Annotated in this window: 17 protein-coding genes and 1 pseudogene; 9 read left to right on the forward strand and 9 right to left on the reverse strand. The window is 46.7% G+C overall.

Annotation, left to right across the window (positions count from 1 at the left end; translation table 11 throughout):
* Nucleotides 1-70 precede the first annotated feature (70 nt).
* From ACWGXJ_RS24060 to ACWGXJ_RS24075, 4 genes are all read left to right on the forward strand, one after another.
* Nucleotides 71-1306, forward strand: coding sequence for an FprA family A-type flavoprotein (locus ACWGXJ_RS24060; protein ID WP_190298233.1), 1236 nt, complete (start codon nucleotides 71-73; stop codon nucleotides 1304-1306).
* A 36-nt stretch (nucleotides 1307-1342) separates the two neighbouring features.
* Nucleotides 1343-2536: an NAD(P)/FAD-dependent oxidoreductase gene (locus ACWGXJ_RS24065; protein ID WP_254326247.1), complete on the forward strand. Its 1194-nt coding sequence runs from the start codon at nucleotides 1343-1345 to the stop codon at nucleotides 2534-2536.
* 2 nt (nucleotides 2537-2538) lie between these two features.
* On the forward strand, nucleotides 2539-2709 hold the full coding sequence (rd, locus tag ACWGXJ_RS24070; protein WP_235306667.1) for a rubredoxin: 171 nt from the start codon (nucleotides 2539-2541) through the stop codon (nucleotides 2707-2709).
* A gap of 61 nt (nucleotides 2710-2770) precedes the next feature.
* Nucleotides 2771-3475, forward strand: coding sequence for a Crp/Fnr family transcriptional regulator (locus ACWGXJ_RS24075; RefSeq protein ID WP_254326386.1), 705 nt, complete (start codon nucleotides 2771-2773; stop codon nucleotides 3473-3475).
* Between the two features lie 131 nt (nucleotides 3476-3606).
* Here ACWGXJ_RS24075 and ACWGXJ_RS24080 read toward each other — a convergent pair whose 3' ends face one another.
* The 4 genes from ACWGXJ_RS24080 to ACWGXJ_RS24095 form a co-directional block, all read right to left on the reverse strand.
* Nucleotides 3607-5412, reverse strand: coding sequence for a glycosyltransferase 87 family protein (locus ACWGXJ_RS24080; protein WP_452567735.1), 1806 nt, complete (start codon nucleotides 5410-5412; stop codon nucleotides 3607-3609).
* Between the two features lie 99 nt (nucleotides 5413-5511).
* The gene (locus ACWGXJ_RS24085) at nucleotides 5512-6222 is read right to left on the reverse strand and encodes an MBL fold metallo-hydrolase (RefSeq protein ID WP_452567736.1); all 711 of its coding nucleotides are present in this window, start codon (nucleotides 6220-6222) and stop codon (nucleotides 5512-5514) included.
* 509 nt (nucleotides 6223-6731) lie between these two features.
* Entirely contained in the window at nucleotides 6732-7373 is a 642-nt protein-coding gene (locus tag ACWGXJ_RS24090) for an SDR family oxidoreductase (RefSeq protein WP_452567737.1), read from the reverse strand.
* 100 nt (nucleotides 7374-7473) lie between these two features.
* On the reverse strand, nucleotides 7474-8073 hold the full coding sequence (locus ACWGXJ_RS24095; RefSeq protein ID WP_452567949.1) for a TetR/AcrR family transcriptional regulator: 600 nt from the start codon (nucleotides 8071-8073) through the stop codon (nucleotides 7474-7476).
* 247 nt (nucleotides 8074-8320) lie between these two features.
* Between ACWGXJ_RS24095 and ACWGXJ_RS24100 the strand changes: the two genes are divergently transcribed.
* From ACWGXJ_RS24100 to ACWGXJ_RS24110, 3 genes are all read left to right on the forward strand, one after another.
* On the forward strand, nucleotides 8321-9061 hold the full coding sequence (locus ACWGXJ_RS24100) for an ABC transporter ATP-binding protein (RefSeq protein WP_250266935.1): 741 nt from the start codon (nucleotides 8321-8323) through the stop codon (nucleotides 9059-9061).
* Nucleotides 9058-9819 (forward strand): ABC transporter permease, encoded by a 762-nt coding sequence (locus ACWGXJ_RS24105; protein WP_029518725.1) that lies wholly within the window; start codon nucleotides 9058-9060, stop codon nucleotides 9817-9819. The genes ACWGXJ_RS24100 and ACWGXJ_RS24105 overlap by 4 nt, the downstream gene beginning before the upstream one ends.
* Nucleotides 9820-9942: 123 nt before the next feature.
* Nucleotides 9943-10290: a KGG domain-containing protein gene (locus ACWGXJ_RS24110; RefSeq protein WP_061829502.1), complete on the forward strand. Its 348-nt coding sequence runs from the start codon at nucleotides 9943-9945 to the stop codon at nucleotides 10288-10290.
* A 273-nt stretch (nucleotides 10291-10563) separates the two neighbouring features.
* Here the strand turns inward: ACWGXJ_RS24110 and ACWGXJ_RS24115 are convergent, their stop codons facing one another.
* Nucleotides 10564-10737, reverse strand: a complete 174-nt coding sequence (locus tag ACWGXJ_RS24115; protein WP_172828283.1) for a hypothetical protein — start codon at nucleotides 10735-10737, stop codon at nucleotides 10564-10566.
* A gap of 474 nt (nucleotides 10738-11211) precedes the next feature.
* Entirely contained in the window at nucleotides 11212-11715 is a 504-nt protein-coding gene (locus ACWGXJ_RS24120) for a hypothetical protein (protein ID WP_414126086.1), read from the reverse strand.
* A gap of 257 nt (nucleotides 11716-11972) precedes the next feature.
* Here ACWGXJ_RS24120 and ACWGXJ_RS24125 point away from each other — a divergent pair, with 257 nt between their 5' ends.
* Nucleotides 11973-13154: a serine hydrolase domain-containing protein gene (locus ACWGXJ_RS24125; protein WP_322171909.1), complete on the forward strand. Its 1182-nt coding sequence runs from the start codon at nucleotides 11973-11975 to the stop codon at nucleotides 13152-13154.
* Here ACWGXJ_RS24125 and ACWGXJ_RS24130 read toward each other — a convergent pair.
* The gene (locus ACWGXJ_RS24130; RefSeq protein WP_023990936.1) at nucleotides 13140-13583 is read right to left on the reverse strand and encodes an Lrp/AsnC family transcriptional regulator; all 444 of its coding nucleotides are present in this window, start codon (nucleotides 13581-13583) and stop codon (nucleotides 13140-13142) included. The two genes, ACWGXJ_RS24125 and ACWGXJ_RS24130, sit on opposite strands and share 15 nt — an antisense overlap.
* A 156-nt stretch (nucleotides 13584-13739) precedes the next feature.
* Between ACWGXJ_RS24130 and ACWGXJ_RS24135 the strand changes: the two genes are divergently transcribed.
* Nucleotides 13740-14918 carry an MFS transporter gene (locus ACWGXJ_RS24135; protein ID WP_069292038.1) on the forward strand — a complete coding sequence of 393 codons (1179 nt, stop codon included), beginning with the start codon at nucleotides 13740-13742 and terminating at the stop codon, nucleotides 14916-14918.
* A gap of 112 nt (nucleotides 14919-15030) precedes the next feature.
* Here ACWGXJ_RS24135 and ACWGXJ_RS24140 read toward each other — a convergent pair.
* Nucleotides 15031-15138, reverse strand: a pseudogene (locus tag ACWGXJ_RS24140) (SDR family oxidoreductase); the annotation flags it as partial.
* Nucleotides 15139-15197: 59 nt separating this feature from the next.
* Nucleotides 15198-16142, reverse strand: a complete 945-nt coding sequence (locus ACWGXJ_RS24145) for a helix-turn-helix domain-containing protein (RefSeq protein ID WP_452567738.1) — start codon at nucleotides 16140-16142, stop codon at nucleotides 15198-15200.
* Nucleotides 16143-16259: the final 117 nt, after the last annotated feature.

The raw sequence follows: 16259 nt of genomic DNA on the forward strand, positions 1-16259 counted from the left end.
TCATCGACACATCCAACTAGAATCGGATTATGCAAGATGCTAAAACAATAACAAGCAGGAGGTTATTCCTATGAAGCCCGGATTCAAGCTGGCAAAGGATATTTATTGGGTAGGAAAAATTGATAATCGTGAGGTTCCCTTTCATCGTCTTCTACTATCAAAGGGTACAACTTATAATGCATATCTATTAAAAACCGGAAAGCCAACCATTGTGGATACCGTGGATATGGCGTTCGGTAGAGAATTTGCCGAAGCTGTAACCGAATTGATCGATCCATTGGACATTCAATATATCATCGTCAATCACACGGAACCAGATCACTCGGGCGGATTGGCGGCACTTGCTTCCAAGGCAACGAACGCTACGATTGTCTGCACTGAGATTGCCGTTCCGGAAATTCAACAAATGTACAAGCTTCAGCATCGCAACTTCCTCGTAATCAAGGATGGGGATCAACTGGACATTGGAGGCAAAACGCTGCTGTTCAAAGAAACTCCTTATCTGCATACGGAAGAAACCATGATTACGTATTGTATAGAAGATAAAATCTTGTTCCCTTGCGATATTTTCAGTACACACGTGGCTGTAGAGCATCTATTTGCCGATGAGGCTGGTTTTGATATCACCGAGGACTTTATCGGATACTATCAGGCTATTATTCATCCACATCGCAGATATGTGCGCACATTAATCGAAGCTGTTGCCGATCTGGATATTGAGATGATTGCGCCTTCCCACGGCTTCGCGATCCGGCATGATATTGCCAAGTTTATTGATTTGTACGCCTCTATGAGTACCGAAACCAAGGAAGATAAAAAAGTAGCGATTGTCTATGCCACCCTAAAAAATAATACTAAAAAAATGGCAAACATCCTGAAGGACTGCTTTTTGGAGAACCAAATCAAGGTGGAGCTATGGGACGTGGATAAAGCGGATGAAACAGAAATATTGAATAGTATTGCCTCAGCAGATGCTGTGTTCGTTGGTAGCTCTACTAAATATGCCGATATGACGGGCAAATTGGAAGACCTATTGCAACAAATGCAAAAGATGAATCTGGAAGGCAAGCTGGCTGCTGCCTTTGGTTCCTACGGCTGGAGCGGGGAAGCCATTGAAGTTGTACAGGACTACTTGAACGGTACCAATATGAAGGTGCAAAGCACTTCAGATGTAATCAAATCAACGGGTATGACCCATGTGGAATTCCCGGTACGTATTCGTTTCTCTCCTACAGAAGTTGAGAAAGTGAAAAAAATTAAAAATGCCGCTGAATTTGTCTCAGATCTACTGCTTAGTGTTATTTAAAACACAGTAGCGTATAGCGAATAGGAGAGATACTGAATGGGTAACCAACATTACGTTATTATCGGAGGCAGTGTCGCCGCCGTCAACGCGGCAAAAGCGATTAGAGATCATGATGAGCTGGCCGAAATTTCTATTTACGGGGAGGAAGCATCCTTTCCGTATAACAGAGTCAAACTTTCCAAGGGACTATTTACTGATTTGCACAGTGACAAAATCCTGATCAAAAAGGAAAAATGGTTTGCCAATCAACGAATTCATGTGTATTCCGGCATCAAGATAACCGAGATACATCCAGAGGATTGTACTATCAAAACAATAGATGGACAAACCGTTGCTTATGACAAGCTCCTGCTGTGTACAGGAGCTCACAACCGTAAGCTTGTGCTGGATGGGGCTTCTCTAAGGAACGTTCACAATATCCGTTTTCGACAAGATGCAGATAGCCTTAAAGCAGAATTGCGACAGGGAGACCGGATATGTATCATCGGGGGCGGTATTCAAGGCGTGGAAACCGCCTGGTCCTTCCAGCAAGCCGGGTATGCTGTAACCATACTGGAAGCTTCGCATCGGCTTATGCCCCGCCAGCTAGATGAAAAGGCCTCCGCTATTTTGACCGATCAAATGACCGAACGGGGTACTCAGATCCACCTTGGGCAAGGCGTAAAAGGTATTAAAGGCACAGATCACGTAGAAGGTGTGGAACTACAGGACGGCTCTGTTATCCCTTGCGAGCATGTCGTGTACTCTATCGGAATTGTACCGAATACGGAGCTTGCTCGCCAAATCGGCCTTGATATTAGACAAGGCATTCTGGTGAATGCACAGATGGAGACCAGCTCCGCCAATATCTATGCAGCAGGTGATGCAGCCGAATTTCAAAGTAGAGTAGATGGGTTATGGGAAAGCGCAATGGAGCAGGGAAAAATAGCAGGCGCTAATATGGCGGGCGCATCCGTCAGCTATCAGCGTCCCCTCCCTGTAACCCTTTCAAACTGCTATGAATCTCCTCTCTTTTCCATCGGTCTGGTAGATGAACAAGTCTGCGACACCAGCCTGATTATTAAAAATCGTGCTTCTTATACACGTATGTTTATACAAAACGGCTCTATCTGCGGCGTGATTGGCTTTGGAGATGCCCTTGCTTCACTACCATACAAAACAGCCATCATGCAGGGACTCAAACCGGACGCACCAGAGCTTACAAAAATATTGAATGACAAGGAGAACTAGAGATGGAAAAATATGTTTGTCAGCCCTGTGGATACATTTATGATCCTGCTATCGGTGACCCCGATGAAGACGTTATGCCTGGTACAGCGTTTGAGGATCTTCCAGAAGACTGGGTTTGTCCCGTCTGCGGTGAGGATCAAAGTCATTTTGCCCCAATAGATGATACAGAATAACAACCATGCGCTATAACCTGTAGTTTCCGGTTTATGAATGGAGTGAATGAATGTGAATGCGATGTCCTGTCCCTGCCAGTGCGAAAAGGAGCCCTGTGCCCGCAAAGTGCCTATCTTTTCCTCTTTGTCCTGCGAAGATTTGTGTAAGGTCAGCTCTATGATCCGACACCGAAAATATCAGAAGGGTGAAGCCCTGATTATCGAGGAACAAGCATCCGATACGCTGTACATTATTAAAAGCGGGCATGTCAAGCTACTGAAGATGACGCCTCAGGGCAAGGAGCAAATTCTGCACATTCTGACAACTGGCGATTTTTTTGGCGAGTTGAACATATTTAACAGCGATGAGCTGAGTAACTTTAGTGCGTATGCCTTAAAAGATACTGATATTTGTATGCTCACCAAGGATGATATGGAGCAGTTGATCCGCAACAATCCCGATATCTCTTTGAAGCTGCTCAAAACCATTACTAAACGCTTGGCACATACCGAAAACCTGGCTCAAAGCCTAGCTACCAAAGACCCGGAAATCCGCATCGCCTATATGATTCTTGAGCTTGGACATAAATACGGCAAGCCTGATGGTTCCTACATTAAAATAAACCTCCCCCTTTCACGCGAGGAAATGGCTAATTATGTGGGTGTCACCCGCGAAACCATCAGTCGCAAATTCGGAAAATTTGAACAGCTGGGGATTATTCATAGCAGGGGTACAAGAGAGATTACCATCTGCGATGTACAGAAACTGAACGAATATATGGATTGAGACACATAGATACAATGTTACTCTAACATGAGGACAACAAAAAACCGCTTCTTTAACTTATGGATTGCAGTTGATCTATCAACCACTTCCATTTCGTTAAAAGGCGGTTTTTTAGCATATTTTATACTCCACTAACTATCAATTGTCGTGTTCACACCTTGGGAAGACGCTCCCCATGCAAGCTGCGCTGAAGGAAGTTCTGGCGAAACTCTGTCTGTGGAAGGGGCAGTCTCAATCGTGGTCGATTTGGAGCAATCCCACACTACTTTGACCAAATACCCAAACAACAACACATTCAACAATGATGTCACACACAAAATAATACCGTATTGATCCCGAGAGTTGGAGCTATAGAAGATATCAAAGGTGTTCAGGAAAATCGTAAGACTGAATCCACCCGCAAGCCACAAGAATCTGCGGTCTCGTAAATACAGATACGCCAGTACAGCTAACGCGGCCGCAGGGAACAAGTACCGTTCATGCATGCTGGAAGCGAAGGTAAATACACCTGCAATGAGCACCAGTGCAGCTACTGCTGCAAATTGTGGTTTGCGACTGCGGATATACATCCACCATGTAAATAGAGTCACCAACACAATGCAGATCATACCCCATGTATGGTAACTGAACAGGAACAATGTTGTAGTGTCCTGCGTATAATTGCCACCGATCAATGCGAAAAAGTTATACGCGTTCACCGAAGCATACGGATACTCGCCGACCGTTCCCTTGTATAGGTCAAGTAGCCATAACGGCTCTTGCCCCCACGAAAATGGCAATATGACCAGAATGGTCGTCACAACGGCACCGCCAATGGACAACAGCCAAGGCTGTATTTTACGTTGTCTCAACAGCTCAAAGAACAGAACAGGCCCATAAATAATTCCCTGCGGCTTCATCAATACGGCTACCGTAAACAATACGGCGGACCAGCCGACCCGGTTTTCCACAAGCAGCACAATCATGCCCACAATCAGCATCGTAAAGAAAGAATCTACCTGTCCCCAGAAGGTCGAATTGATAAACACCGCCGGGTTAAACACGTAGAATATAGCCAATCCAAGGCTTATTCCATAGCCGACCCGTTTGCTCGCCAACCGGTACAGCATGTACGCTGTCACGATATCGGCTAATATATTGGGAAGCCGCAACAGCACGGACATATAGGGACTGAAAGCATCCGTAGAGCCGATTTGACCGATCACATATAAAATATAAATATAGAACGGCGGATAATCACTTGATCCGTTCGTGTAAAAGCCCGATAAGCTATCCGCTGCTGTCGTAGCCCAGTTCCGGAATAGCATTAAATCCATGTGACCCGAAATCCATGGGGCGATCGCCATTCTTAAAAAGAAACCCACACCCAGTACAGTCCACAGCATCAGTCCTCGATTACATTCCCCGAACTTCCATTCACGAGCCCGAAACCGGTACGCAATATACACGAACGCACCGAAGAACAAAGCGGCGAAAATCGCCAGCGGAGTAGCATAAGCAGATGAGGAGTTCCCACTTCTTCCACCACCCATACCACCGCCAGGACCGCCCATGCCAGATCCGTTACCAGACATGCCACCGGGGCCTCTGTGCTGTCCGTCTCTGGCAACACCACTGCCGCCCGATACAGACGTATCATTCCCGGTCGTTGTACCTTTGTCACCCGATGTCGATGTCCCCTCAGTGGAGGAGTTGGTAGTTTGGTCTGTCGTCCCCTGATTCTTGCTGTCAGCGCTATTCGCCGAATCCGTCCCCCTCATACCTCCGCCAGGTCCGCCTCCTCCCCCAAACCCGCCGGATGGTCCCTGCCTAACAGCCGTAGACTGGGACGCAGAACTACCTGAATAACTCCATAACGAAACGACACTAGCGACAGCACACAATATGAGACTACATAGAAGTATATATTTCAGACCGTTCGCTTTCCAAACGTTCAAATCCGATGCACCTCTCTCTGTTTCTATTTTCCCATATTGTATCTGCCTTAGCTTAGGACTTTGTGAGTTCTGGCTGAATGTTGGCTGAATACGAAATCATCACACTGAAGATTGTCGTTCCATCTCCATAATCGCCCTTTCCAGCTGAGATTGTGGATGCTTCAGCATGTTACCGTGACCGACAGCTAATAAAGATGGATTGAAACTCGCCAGCTTTTTGGCGCTTTTCAGCGAAATTTCCTTGTTCCAGGTAGCCAGTGCCGGAAAAGGAAACAGCGGCTTAAGCCTTCCCGAAACCGCTATACCACCTCGGGTCTGAAAGGCGTCGCCTACAATCAACGCACGGGTGCGAGTATCCAAAAATGCCATCGAGCCCGGCGTATGTCCTGGTGCACTGATCGCCAACAGCGAACCTACATGATCCCCATCCTCCAGTAAAACGTCAGGCTGGGTAAGGATATGCTTCGGTACATCGCCTCGAATAGGAGTATCCGGTTCTCCTGCCTCCAACGATACATCGCCCTGTAGCAGCGGTGCGTCCCGCCTTGAAATGAACACTTGCGCGTCAGGATACCTTGCCTTGAGCTTATCCAACGCACCCACATGATCCCCATGGGCATGGGTAAGTACAATTCGAATAATCGGCTGCCCGATCCGCGCCGCAGCCTGCGCTATACCACGGGTACTGTATGGCAATCCGGCATCTACCAAGGTGAGCCCCTCTTTCTCCTCCACCAAATAACAGTTCACCGGGAACAGCCGGGGCATAAACGTCAATTGATACACATGCTGCACCTGAACAATACGCATTTATCTCATCTCCTTGACTTAATTATAAACTAATTATATTAGTATTATAAATAATATAATTAGTTTTAAGCAAATACTTTTGCTGCTATTCAGGTGGAGTTGGAGCTTGGAACTGCTACGGGGATGATCGTACTGAGAAAACAGCAAAAGGCATCCCCGGGGCTCTGCCACCGGGGATACCTCTCAAAACAAGAATTAATCTTTTCCTCCTGTTATTAATAACGAAGCCTTCTTGACTATTTCCTCTTTATCAAACGGAGTAATTCCAGATGCCCATAAATAACCAGCCTCATGTATGATGTTGGCATGAATAGGTAGGACATCCAGATATCATTGCAGAAACTTGGTACAACTTATACGAGAAAAAACACAGCTTTGAAGAAACATTCCCAAAAGAAATGGATCCAACCAAGCTGTAAAATTATTAAAGCGAGAAGATGACCATTGTGGCCGTCTTCTCGCTTTTTTGTCATTTATAAGCGTCCTTTGGGCAACAACTTCATCCGTAATTACAGCCGGATTGCCTCAGCAATAGGCGTACTGCCAGACACCAGATTAATTGCACGATGATACGTCTGCTGTTCCTCCAGCGCTGCTACCACCGCTGCCGCCACATCTTCACGAGAAATGGTGTGGCTGGTGAGCTCCTCACCGGTAGCAACTTTTCCGGTGCCCACATCATCCGTCAGACCACCCGGACGAAGAATCGTGTAGTCCAGGTTGCTCGCTTCCAACAGGCGGTCAGCGTAATGCTTCGCCACATAATACGGTTTAATGGATGCAGGCCACTGCTCCCGATTCTCCGCATGTAGGGCGCTGACCATAACGAAGCGCTGGATACCCGCTTGTTCGGCGGCTTCCATCACCTTGACCGCTCCATCCAGGTCGATAAGCAGCGTTTTATCCGCTCCTGTTTTTCCACCGGAGCCTGCTGTGAATACGACAGCATCGCTGCCTTTTATAGCTGCGGCAATATCACCAACCGTCCCTTCGAGGTCAGCTACCACCGTTTCTGCTCCCAAACGTTCAAGCGCTTCGGCCTGATCCGAATGGCGGATCAACGCCTTTACGCGATGCGATTTATTCTGCCCCAGTAGACGGACAAGATGTCTGCCTACTTTTCCATTTGCGCCAATCACCAGTACGTTCACTCATACCCCTCCTGTATTCGCAGTCTCTCATCTACATTATACAGATGTATTTTACCCTTCGGGTCTGCGACGCAATCATGTTAGCTGCATCAGGTTGAAATCAGACTTCTTTGGTAAGCTCGGCATCTCGCTTTTGCCGCACACGCAGACCTGCCAAAAAGGTAGCCATCATCACCTCAATGCTCTGGTCCACCTCCACAGGTAAACCAAAGCCGCCCTTTTGTTCAAGCGAGGCGAATCCATGAAGCAGACTACGGAATCCCCTCGCTGCATGAATGCAATCTTCTTCCTTAAAGCCATAACCACTGGATAGGACGGTAATGACCAGCTCGGCCACGCGATCCGCAGCCTGCCTCATTTCGGTATCATTTCGATCAGTTGCATACAGCATCGCTTCATACAAACCTGGTCGCTCGCGAGCATACCGCATATACGCCTTCCCCATAGCGGTCAGTGCATCTCCGCCCGCTCTACCAACCGCTGCGCTCATCAAAGCTTCCTCCAACTGTTCGAGGCTGTGCAATGCCAGTACTTGGCGCAGTCCATTCAATCCGTTCACGTGGTTATACAAGGACGGAGGGCGAATGTGCAGCTTTTGCGCCAGCGTGGTGAGCGTGACATCCCCCATCCCTTGTTCATTGGCAATGTCCTCGGCAGCCCGCAGGATATCTTGCAGTTTTACTCCGTTTCTAGGCGACATCATCCTGTCTCCTTCCATCGAATTTCTATGTAATCCGGTTCCTTATGCATATACTGAGTCGATCCAGATTCTATTTTAACTAATCCTGTTAGTTTATACAAAGAAAATGCCTTTTACAACAGCCGACCTGCATCGAACCTTTATAGAAGAGCATAGCGGGCATTACTGATATAATAAAAAAATAAGATCATAAACGGAACGGATCTGATCCCTTTCTCGATCCCTTACAAAGGAGCTAGCTATATCTATGGAACCCAAGCCACTTCCAGCTATTGAATTCAATCACATTATCAAATATTTCACCGGGTCTGGACAGCAACGTGCTGTTCTGAACGGGATTACGGCAAAAGTCTCCCCCGGCAAAATCACCACGTTGGTCGGTCCATCAGGGTCTGGTAAAAGCACGTTGCTTTCACTGTGCAACCTCCTAATGACACCGGATGAAGGGGATATCCGTGTCCTCGGCAAACCTATATCGGAGTGGGAGATCCCTGAACTGAGACGGAAAGTAGCATTGGTTTTTCAGGATGCCCCCATGCTTCAGGGAACGGTCCTATACAATCTCCAAACCGTAGAACGGCTGCACGGTACAGTGCTGGATGATCCTGCCGGCCTGTTGGAACGCGTAGGACTTACTCGCGACCTGTTGGAACAGAAGGCGCAGGAACTGTCCGGCGGACAAAGACAGCGCTTGGCCTTGGCGCGGACACTCGCGAACCGCCCGGATATTTTACTGCTAGATGAGATTACTTCTGCACTGGACCCTGCCTCGGTCAAAGAGGTTGAGGAATTGCTGCTGCAAATGAACAAAGAAGAGGGAACAACGATGATCTGGATTACGCATCATATGGAACAAGCCCGCAGGGTAGGCCACGAAACATGGCTGATGATCGACGGAAGACTGATAGAACAAGCGGATACGGAGACGTTTTTTGATGCTCCACAGCATAGTGAGACCCGCAGGTTTGTAGCAGGAGAATGGGTATGACGATTGTTGCCTTGATTCTCTCTCTCGGTTTTGTATTTATCGCCATCGTCATGTCCAAATCCTTCAAACTCGGTCTGGACCGAGACATGATCATCGCCACAATCAGAGCGTCGGTTCAACTGCTGGCGATTGGATATGTATTGCATTTGATTTTTGGGATGCAAAGCTACGGATTTATCGTATTATTCATTCTGCTCATGATTACCGTAGCCTCACAAAATGTTGCGCGCAAAGGACGATTTATCCCCGGTCTCATGTGGAAATCATTCCTGACGCTGCTGTGTGTGGAAATCGTTACACAGACATTCCTCATTGGCCTGCATATCATTCCTGCGACAGCCCGGTATATGATTCCGATTAGCGGCATGATCATTGGCAGTTCCATGATTTTGTCCAGCCTGCTGGTGTCCCGGCTCAAGTCGGAAGTCCTGCTGCGCAAGCCTGAAATCATGCTCATTCTGGCGTTAGGCGGCACGCCTAGACAAGCCATCTTCCCTATACTCAAGGATTGCATACGTTCCAGTATGATTCCAACCATTGAGGGGCAGAAAACGCTGGGGCTTGTCCAGCTTCCCGGCATGATGACCGGACAAATCATCGCAGGTGCCAATCCGATTGCCGCCGTACGTTTGCAATTGCTCATCGTATTTACCACCATGACCTCTGCTATTTTGACCAGCGTGCTGCTCAGCCTGTTCATTTATCCGGCATTATTTAACCGCCAGCAACAACTGCACACAGAAGCATGGGAACGCTAATCAGGTGAATATCCCCAGTTATCTGTGATTTCACAAAATAAAAGAGACATGTTTAATTCCTGACACAAAGGTTAATAGATACACGTACCCGCTTTACTAAAATTCGATGAGGAGTGATTGAACATGGCTAACAACAACCAAAATGGCAAAATGAGTCGCGAAGAGGCAGGACGTTTAGGTGGAGAAGCTACTGCTAAAAATCACGACAAAGAATTTTATCAAGAGATTGGCGAAAAAGGTGGCGAAGCCACTTCCAAAAGTCATGGCAAGGACTTCTACCAGGAAATTGGTGAAAAAGGCGGCGAAGCCACTTCCAAAAACCATGACAAGGAATTCTATCAAGAAATCGGACGCAAGGGCGGCGAAGCCCGTGGCAACTCAGACCAAAGTGATAGCGACGGGAAAATGAGCAGGGAAGAAGCTGGCCGTAAAGGCGGCGAAGCCCGCGCACGTCAGCGTAGAGATAACTGACAATAGGGAGTATGTGGTCGGTGCAATTGCAATGTAAAGACACAGACTGTATATGGTTACGAAGTATAGTGGACGTTTATGTTATAAAAGCCTATCTGCCGGAACAACGGCAGATAGGCTTTTTGTGTGAAATCTACTTTCATCATCCGATCATACACCTTACAATATACATAAACAGGGTAATTAACCAATCATACATATTTTATTACAAATGAAAGAATGGATTATAGGAGGTTTGCGCGAATGTTGATTACAAAGAATAAAACGGCTCACTCATGATAAAATATCCTGCTCTTTAATTCGTTCGACTTGACCATTACTGTACTCTTTAACAAATTGACCATCCGACGTTTTGTAGACGATATATGTGCCATTTGCTTTAGCGTCCAGTTTTGCTCTATCTCCAGTTAGTTTGATTAACTTGCCTAGGTCGTGTGTACGATTCATTCAGCCATCACCATCCCATCCAAATCATATATCGAGAGTATATCATAAATCGAAAAGTCTGAAAGAATCCAGCGTCACTCAAATCCATACGAATACCGCACGGCTAAAAATCGTGACAAGTAAATAGGATCGAAATATTGTCTTTTTAATACATTTTAATAAATAAATTTGGCTACCTTCAGTTTTTTATTCGTCTATAACAACAAATACAATTGCGGAGGTACAGGCAATGAAATCTTTTCGTTTTTGGCTAGTCCTAATCTCATGTCTAGTTATTACTGTAAATATTACGGGGTACGACGACTACAATATACTATTAGCTATTATTAGCCCGTTGGTTTGGATGTATGAATCATTTCGATTTGTGCGAGAGGCAGACATCCCCATAACTATTGTTTACTTCACTACACTAATTTTCTGGTATCTCATTGGATACGCTTTGGACCGTTTGATTAGAAAATTAAAAAATTAAAATCACTTGAAATTACCTTCTAAATTGTCGTCTACTTTGTCAAGCTCGTACTCGACCGTTCTGTAGTCAGGTGATGAAGGAATCATATTGATCACAACATTTCTCATTTGTAGCTTGTACTTTCCTTCCTCAAAAGCAAGAATATGCTTAATGGAAGGTAACTCCATATCCTCATACTTCGTTATCGACGAAACAACAATCTTGGAAGGGTTAGAATCATCCACAGACACGATACGATAATCAATCGGTGTTCCCTGGGCTTTTAGAAAATCAAGCCGTGCCCGTTCTGTTTTAAAGCGATAATCATCAGACAGTGAAAGCATCTTATCGTAATCGCGACTCATAGAAGCGTTCATATATTCTGAAAATGTCGAGACAGCAGCCTCTTTGGGCTTATCGGGAAGTTTATAAGATTCCTTACCTCCTCCAAAACCTGTAGCAATTACGGTCAAAATCCCTCCTAAGACAACCAAGCAAGCCAACTTATTACGCGATACAATCCTCAATAAATAAAACCCCCTTTGTTGTAAATTTTACCACCTTTTTTCAACGTATCTCAACTTAAAAAGGCACTGTAAAACGCAGCATAACTTCTTGTAAAACCCCATTCATTTAAATCCAAGGCCATTCTTTCCATATAATTTTATTTTAACGTAAATACTCGCTGAATACCTTTGTTACCTTATGTAATGTCGTCTTCCCATCCTGTAAACTAAGTTCCATCAAGCGGTAACCGCTGGATCATAGAGAGGATGAGATATTTATGGGTTTGGATAATAGAGTTTTTGCGATACAAGCTGGTCTGGACGGACGTGTAAATGCAGTTATAGATCAAACCCTTGCCGAGAAGCGCCTGGTCGGCGCAGTCGTCATGATATATATGGACGGTTCACCCGTGTATGTCCGAGCGGCGGGGCTGGCTGATCGAGAAGAACAACGTCCTATGCATGAGGATGCTCTATTTCGGCTTTCTTCTGTATCCAAGCCAATTGTATCTACTGCGGCTTTGGTTTTGGCAGCCCAAGGATTGATTAAGCTCGATGAATCTATTGAACGCTGGTTGCCCGACTTTCGCCCCCGATTAATCAGTGGTGAGCAGCCCTCCATTACAGTACGCCAATTGCTGACACATACTGCCGGGTTGACCTATGGCTTTTTAGAGGAAGAAGGTGGCGGTCCCTATCATCGTGCAGGCGTATCAGATGGCATGGATTTTTCAAATCTTACGCTGGAAGAGAACTTGCAACGTTTGGCTTCTGTGCCACTGTTATATACACCGGGTAAAGCGTGGGGATATTCGATTGCTACTGATGTGCTCGGCGCTATCATTAGCCGTGTATGTGGCACAACCCTTGATGCTGCTGTTAAAAAGCTCGTTACCGAACCTCTCGGTATGCACGACACCAGTTTCGCGGTCGCGGATGCTGGACGGCTTGCGGCTCCTTATGTCAACGATATATCAGAACCCCGGCGGATGCGTGAGCTTGAGGTTGCGCAGGTTTTTGAAGGCACCGCAGGACTTCGTTTTCAGCCTGCACGAGCCTTTGATCCCACGGCTTTCCACTCTGGTGGCTCTGGTATGATTGGCAGCGCAAAAGATTTCATGCAGCTGCTGGAAACACTGCGAAACGGCGGCAATCCGTTACTTTCAGAAGAATGGGTTCGTGAAATGGGCACCATCCAGACCGGGAACCTCCCCTTGGCAGGCTGGCCGGGGCGGGGCTTTGGACTAGGATTCACCGTACTCCAAAATCCCGACGAAAGTGGAACAGCAGAATCACCCGGAACGTGGCGTCTCGGAGGAGCTTACGGTCATTCGTGGTTCGTTGATCCCGCACTAAGACTTAGTGTTGTCGCCTTTACCAATACAGCATTCGAAGGGATGTCAGGTCCGTTTACAACCGAGCTTTGCCAAGCCATTTACGGTAGCTCAAATAGGGTCTAATAAAGTGGGGGTTACATGTTTATGGTCTACAGGCGAGGACAGGACAATTAACGTGGTAGAGTGCCCGTGCTTTCCACACTCATCCCCGAACTGCTCCAGCTTGAGCATAGACTCAACCATGACTTTCAGTAAGTAATTTTGCTCGCCGCTGATTCTATGGCACTCAATGACTTCAGGTGCAGATTGGCAAAACTCAACAAATGAATTGCATTGATTCGTGTGCACGAGCACGTGAGCCATGATCGGCTTCCCGACTTTCTCATGTGAAACTATGGCGCGATACCCGGTGATAATACCTTTATCCTCCATGCGCCGCACTCTTTCCGTTACGGCAGGCTGGGAAAGCCCAACCTCCTTACCCAGCTCGGTCATGGAGATACGCGCCTGGTTTTGTAGACACAACAAAATTTTATGATCCACTTGATCCATCAAACCAGCCTCCTTAAATCAAAGGCAATATTACAAAAACACAATTATTATTATGTATTATTTCGAATATTGCCTTATTATTTTATGATTTAATGAAATATTAGCATGCAAAATCAAGGACGTAAAGCAGGAAGACGTGGAAAGGGAATGAAACTAATGAAATATAGTAAGCCCCTGCTTTTCATTGCGCTTGGCCTATTTGGTGTATACACGATTGAGTTCGGTGTGGTTGGCATTTTGCCGGTCATCATTGAACGTTTTCATATTACGGCAGCTCAGGCCGGGTTTCTTGTCAGTTCATTTGCATTGATCATCGCGCTGTTCGGTCCCTTCATGGTGCTATTGATGTCCAGGTTTAACCGCAAGCGAATCATGACAATGTCGTTGTTTGTTTTTGCCATAACAAGCTTGCTGTCAGCCTATACGTCCAACTTTTATCTACTAGTGATTTTACGTATCATTCCGGCTCTGTTTCACCCGGTGTATTTCTCGCTTGCCTTTGTCGCCGCCACTGCGTTGTATCCCCCGGAAAAAGCAACGCAAGCTTCCGCCAAAGCCTTTCTCGGCACGAGCATGGGAATGGTACTCGGTATTCCAATTACAGCCTATATCGCCAATCAATTTTCATACGAGGCCTCCTTCTGGTTTACTGCGGTAGCGAATGGGCTTGCAGGGATCGGTATTTTATTTATGCTGCCGGATACACCGCAAGCCGAAATGTTCTCCTATCGGAAGCAGCTTGGCATTTTGCGTAAAGTATCGCTGTGGCTCAATATCGGGGCGGCTACTTTTATTTTTGCAGCCATGTTCTCGGTGTATAGCTATTCTGCCGAATATTTGGGGCAAAATACAGGGATGAGCAGCAAGGTTATCAGTTTTCTGCTTATTATTTTCGGCATCGGCGGAATGCTCGGCAATCTGTTGGCTGGCAAGCTCATGGGCTTGCATAAGGTACGGACCGCTCTTTTTCATCCAGTAGTCTTGGGGGGCACCTATTTGCTGTTGTACGGGATCAGTTCTTCATTTATCCCTACGCTCTTCATCATTATCGTGTGGGGAGCCGTTCATACCAGCGGACTGATTGTCGCCCAGATTTGGGTGATTGATGAGGCCAAAGAAGCTCCCGCGTTTGCCAACAGTCTTTATATCTCGTTTATTAACCTAGGGGTCTCACTGGGCTCGCTGGCAGGGGGGTGGTTTATTGCGAGAGCGGGGATCCATGGGACGCTGTGGAGCGGTTTGCTGTTCGCCATGCTGGCGATGGTATGCATCGGGTCTAAGTTGATTTATCCACGTATTTTGCGAAAATATAAAGGATTAGATGTGCAAAGCTAAAGAGTTGCAAGAGGGCCAAGCCTGTTATCATAAAAAACCGGTTCAACACTTTGTATGTTGTTGAACCGATTTTTGTTTAAAGATTGATTCCTGCCTGTCGGAGTGGATCATGCCCAGCGATCACGATGCTTGCCCCTTGCTTTGCTGCTTCTATGGCTGTTGCCAGCCCTATACCTGCACTGCCGCCAATCACGACGACACGTTGATTATGTGAATTCATATTATTCTCAGCTCCTTTATAAGGATTATATCATAACTATTTTTAAGACATACTCATTTTTATTCGTATGGGCTTTCCTGTACCGTGCTTTTGCGATAGGATGTCGGCGATTGGCCCGACCAGCGCTTGAACTGTCTGCTAAAATGCGCAATATCCCCATAGCCGAGCATATCGGCAATTTGTTGCACCGACCATTGCGGGTCAGCTAACAGCAACTTGGCCTCATGCAGCACAAGCTCAGATAGATATACACGAGGAGATACGCCGAAAACGCTACGGAATACACGATTACAATGGGACACGCTAATACCTAGCTCGGATGAAATCCCCTCGATCCCATCCTGTTTTTCCACCGATCCGGCCTGTCCATAAGGCTGATTCACTCTGCCCTGAAGACGACTGGCAATCTGATGGGCAAGCTCTGCCTGCACATATCCACGCCCCGGCAGATGGGCCGCTTCACTGGATACAGCCTCCCACAACGTTGCGAACAGTTCAAACACAGCAGATTGAATCCGCATTCGCTTTGCCACCGAATCACTACCTACTCCTATGTCTTCTGGCGTTGAAAGATCGAGCAGCTTGCTCAACGCTGGTCCCATCTGACCTGCCACGGTGCCTTCAGCTGGGAACATCACCTGCTCCAGACGACTCAGGAGCGAGAGAAACAGCTTATCATCAATGTCGAAATGCATACAAAAATACGTAAATCCCTCTCCGTTACTATGGCTGGAGTGGACAATTCCCGGGCGCAGCAGCACCAGATCACCCTGTCGCTGGGTATAGCTGCGACCATCCACAACCATGATCTGTTCTCCCGCAAGCACGATGTTAATTTCATATTGAGGATGCTCGTGTGGCGGATAGCTCCACTCTCTTCCGACACTTCGTGTATGAATGGCAAACAAATTGATCGTGGTCCGTACATCGGGAAAAAAGAATTCCTCTCCGGCAGCTGTAAGATCTGGATGATGGGGACGCTTCGGTAAACGTGGTGACGACATGTTTTCCCTCCTGGCTTACTTACATGGATATACTCCAGTATATCGCTTTCAGCGCGATTTGGATAAATAGTTGAGCGATTTGACAATGGTTCCCTGCCATTTGACATGCTAGGCTCT

Source organism: Paenibacillus sp. S33, assembly GCF_053615415.1.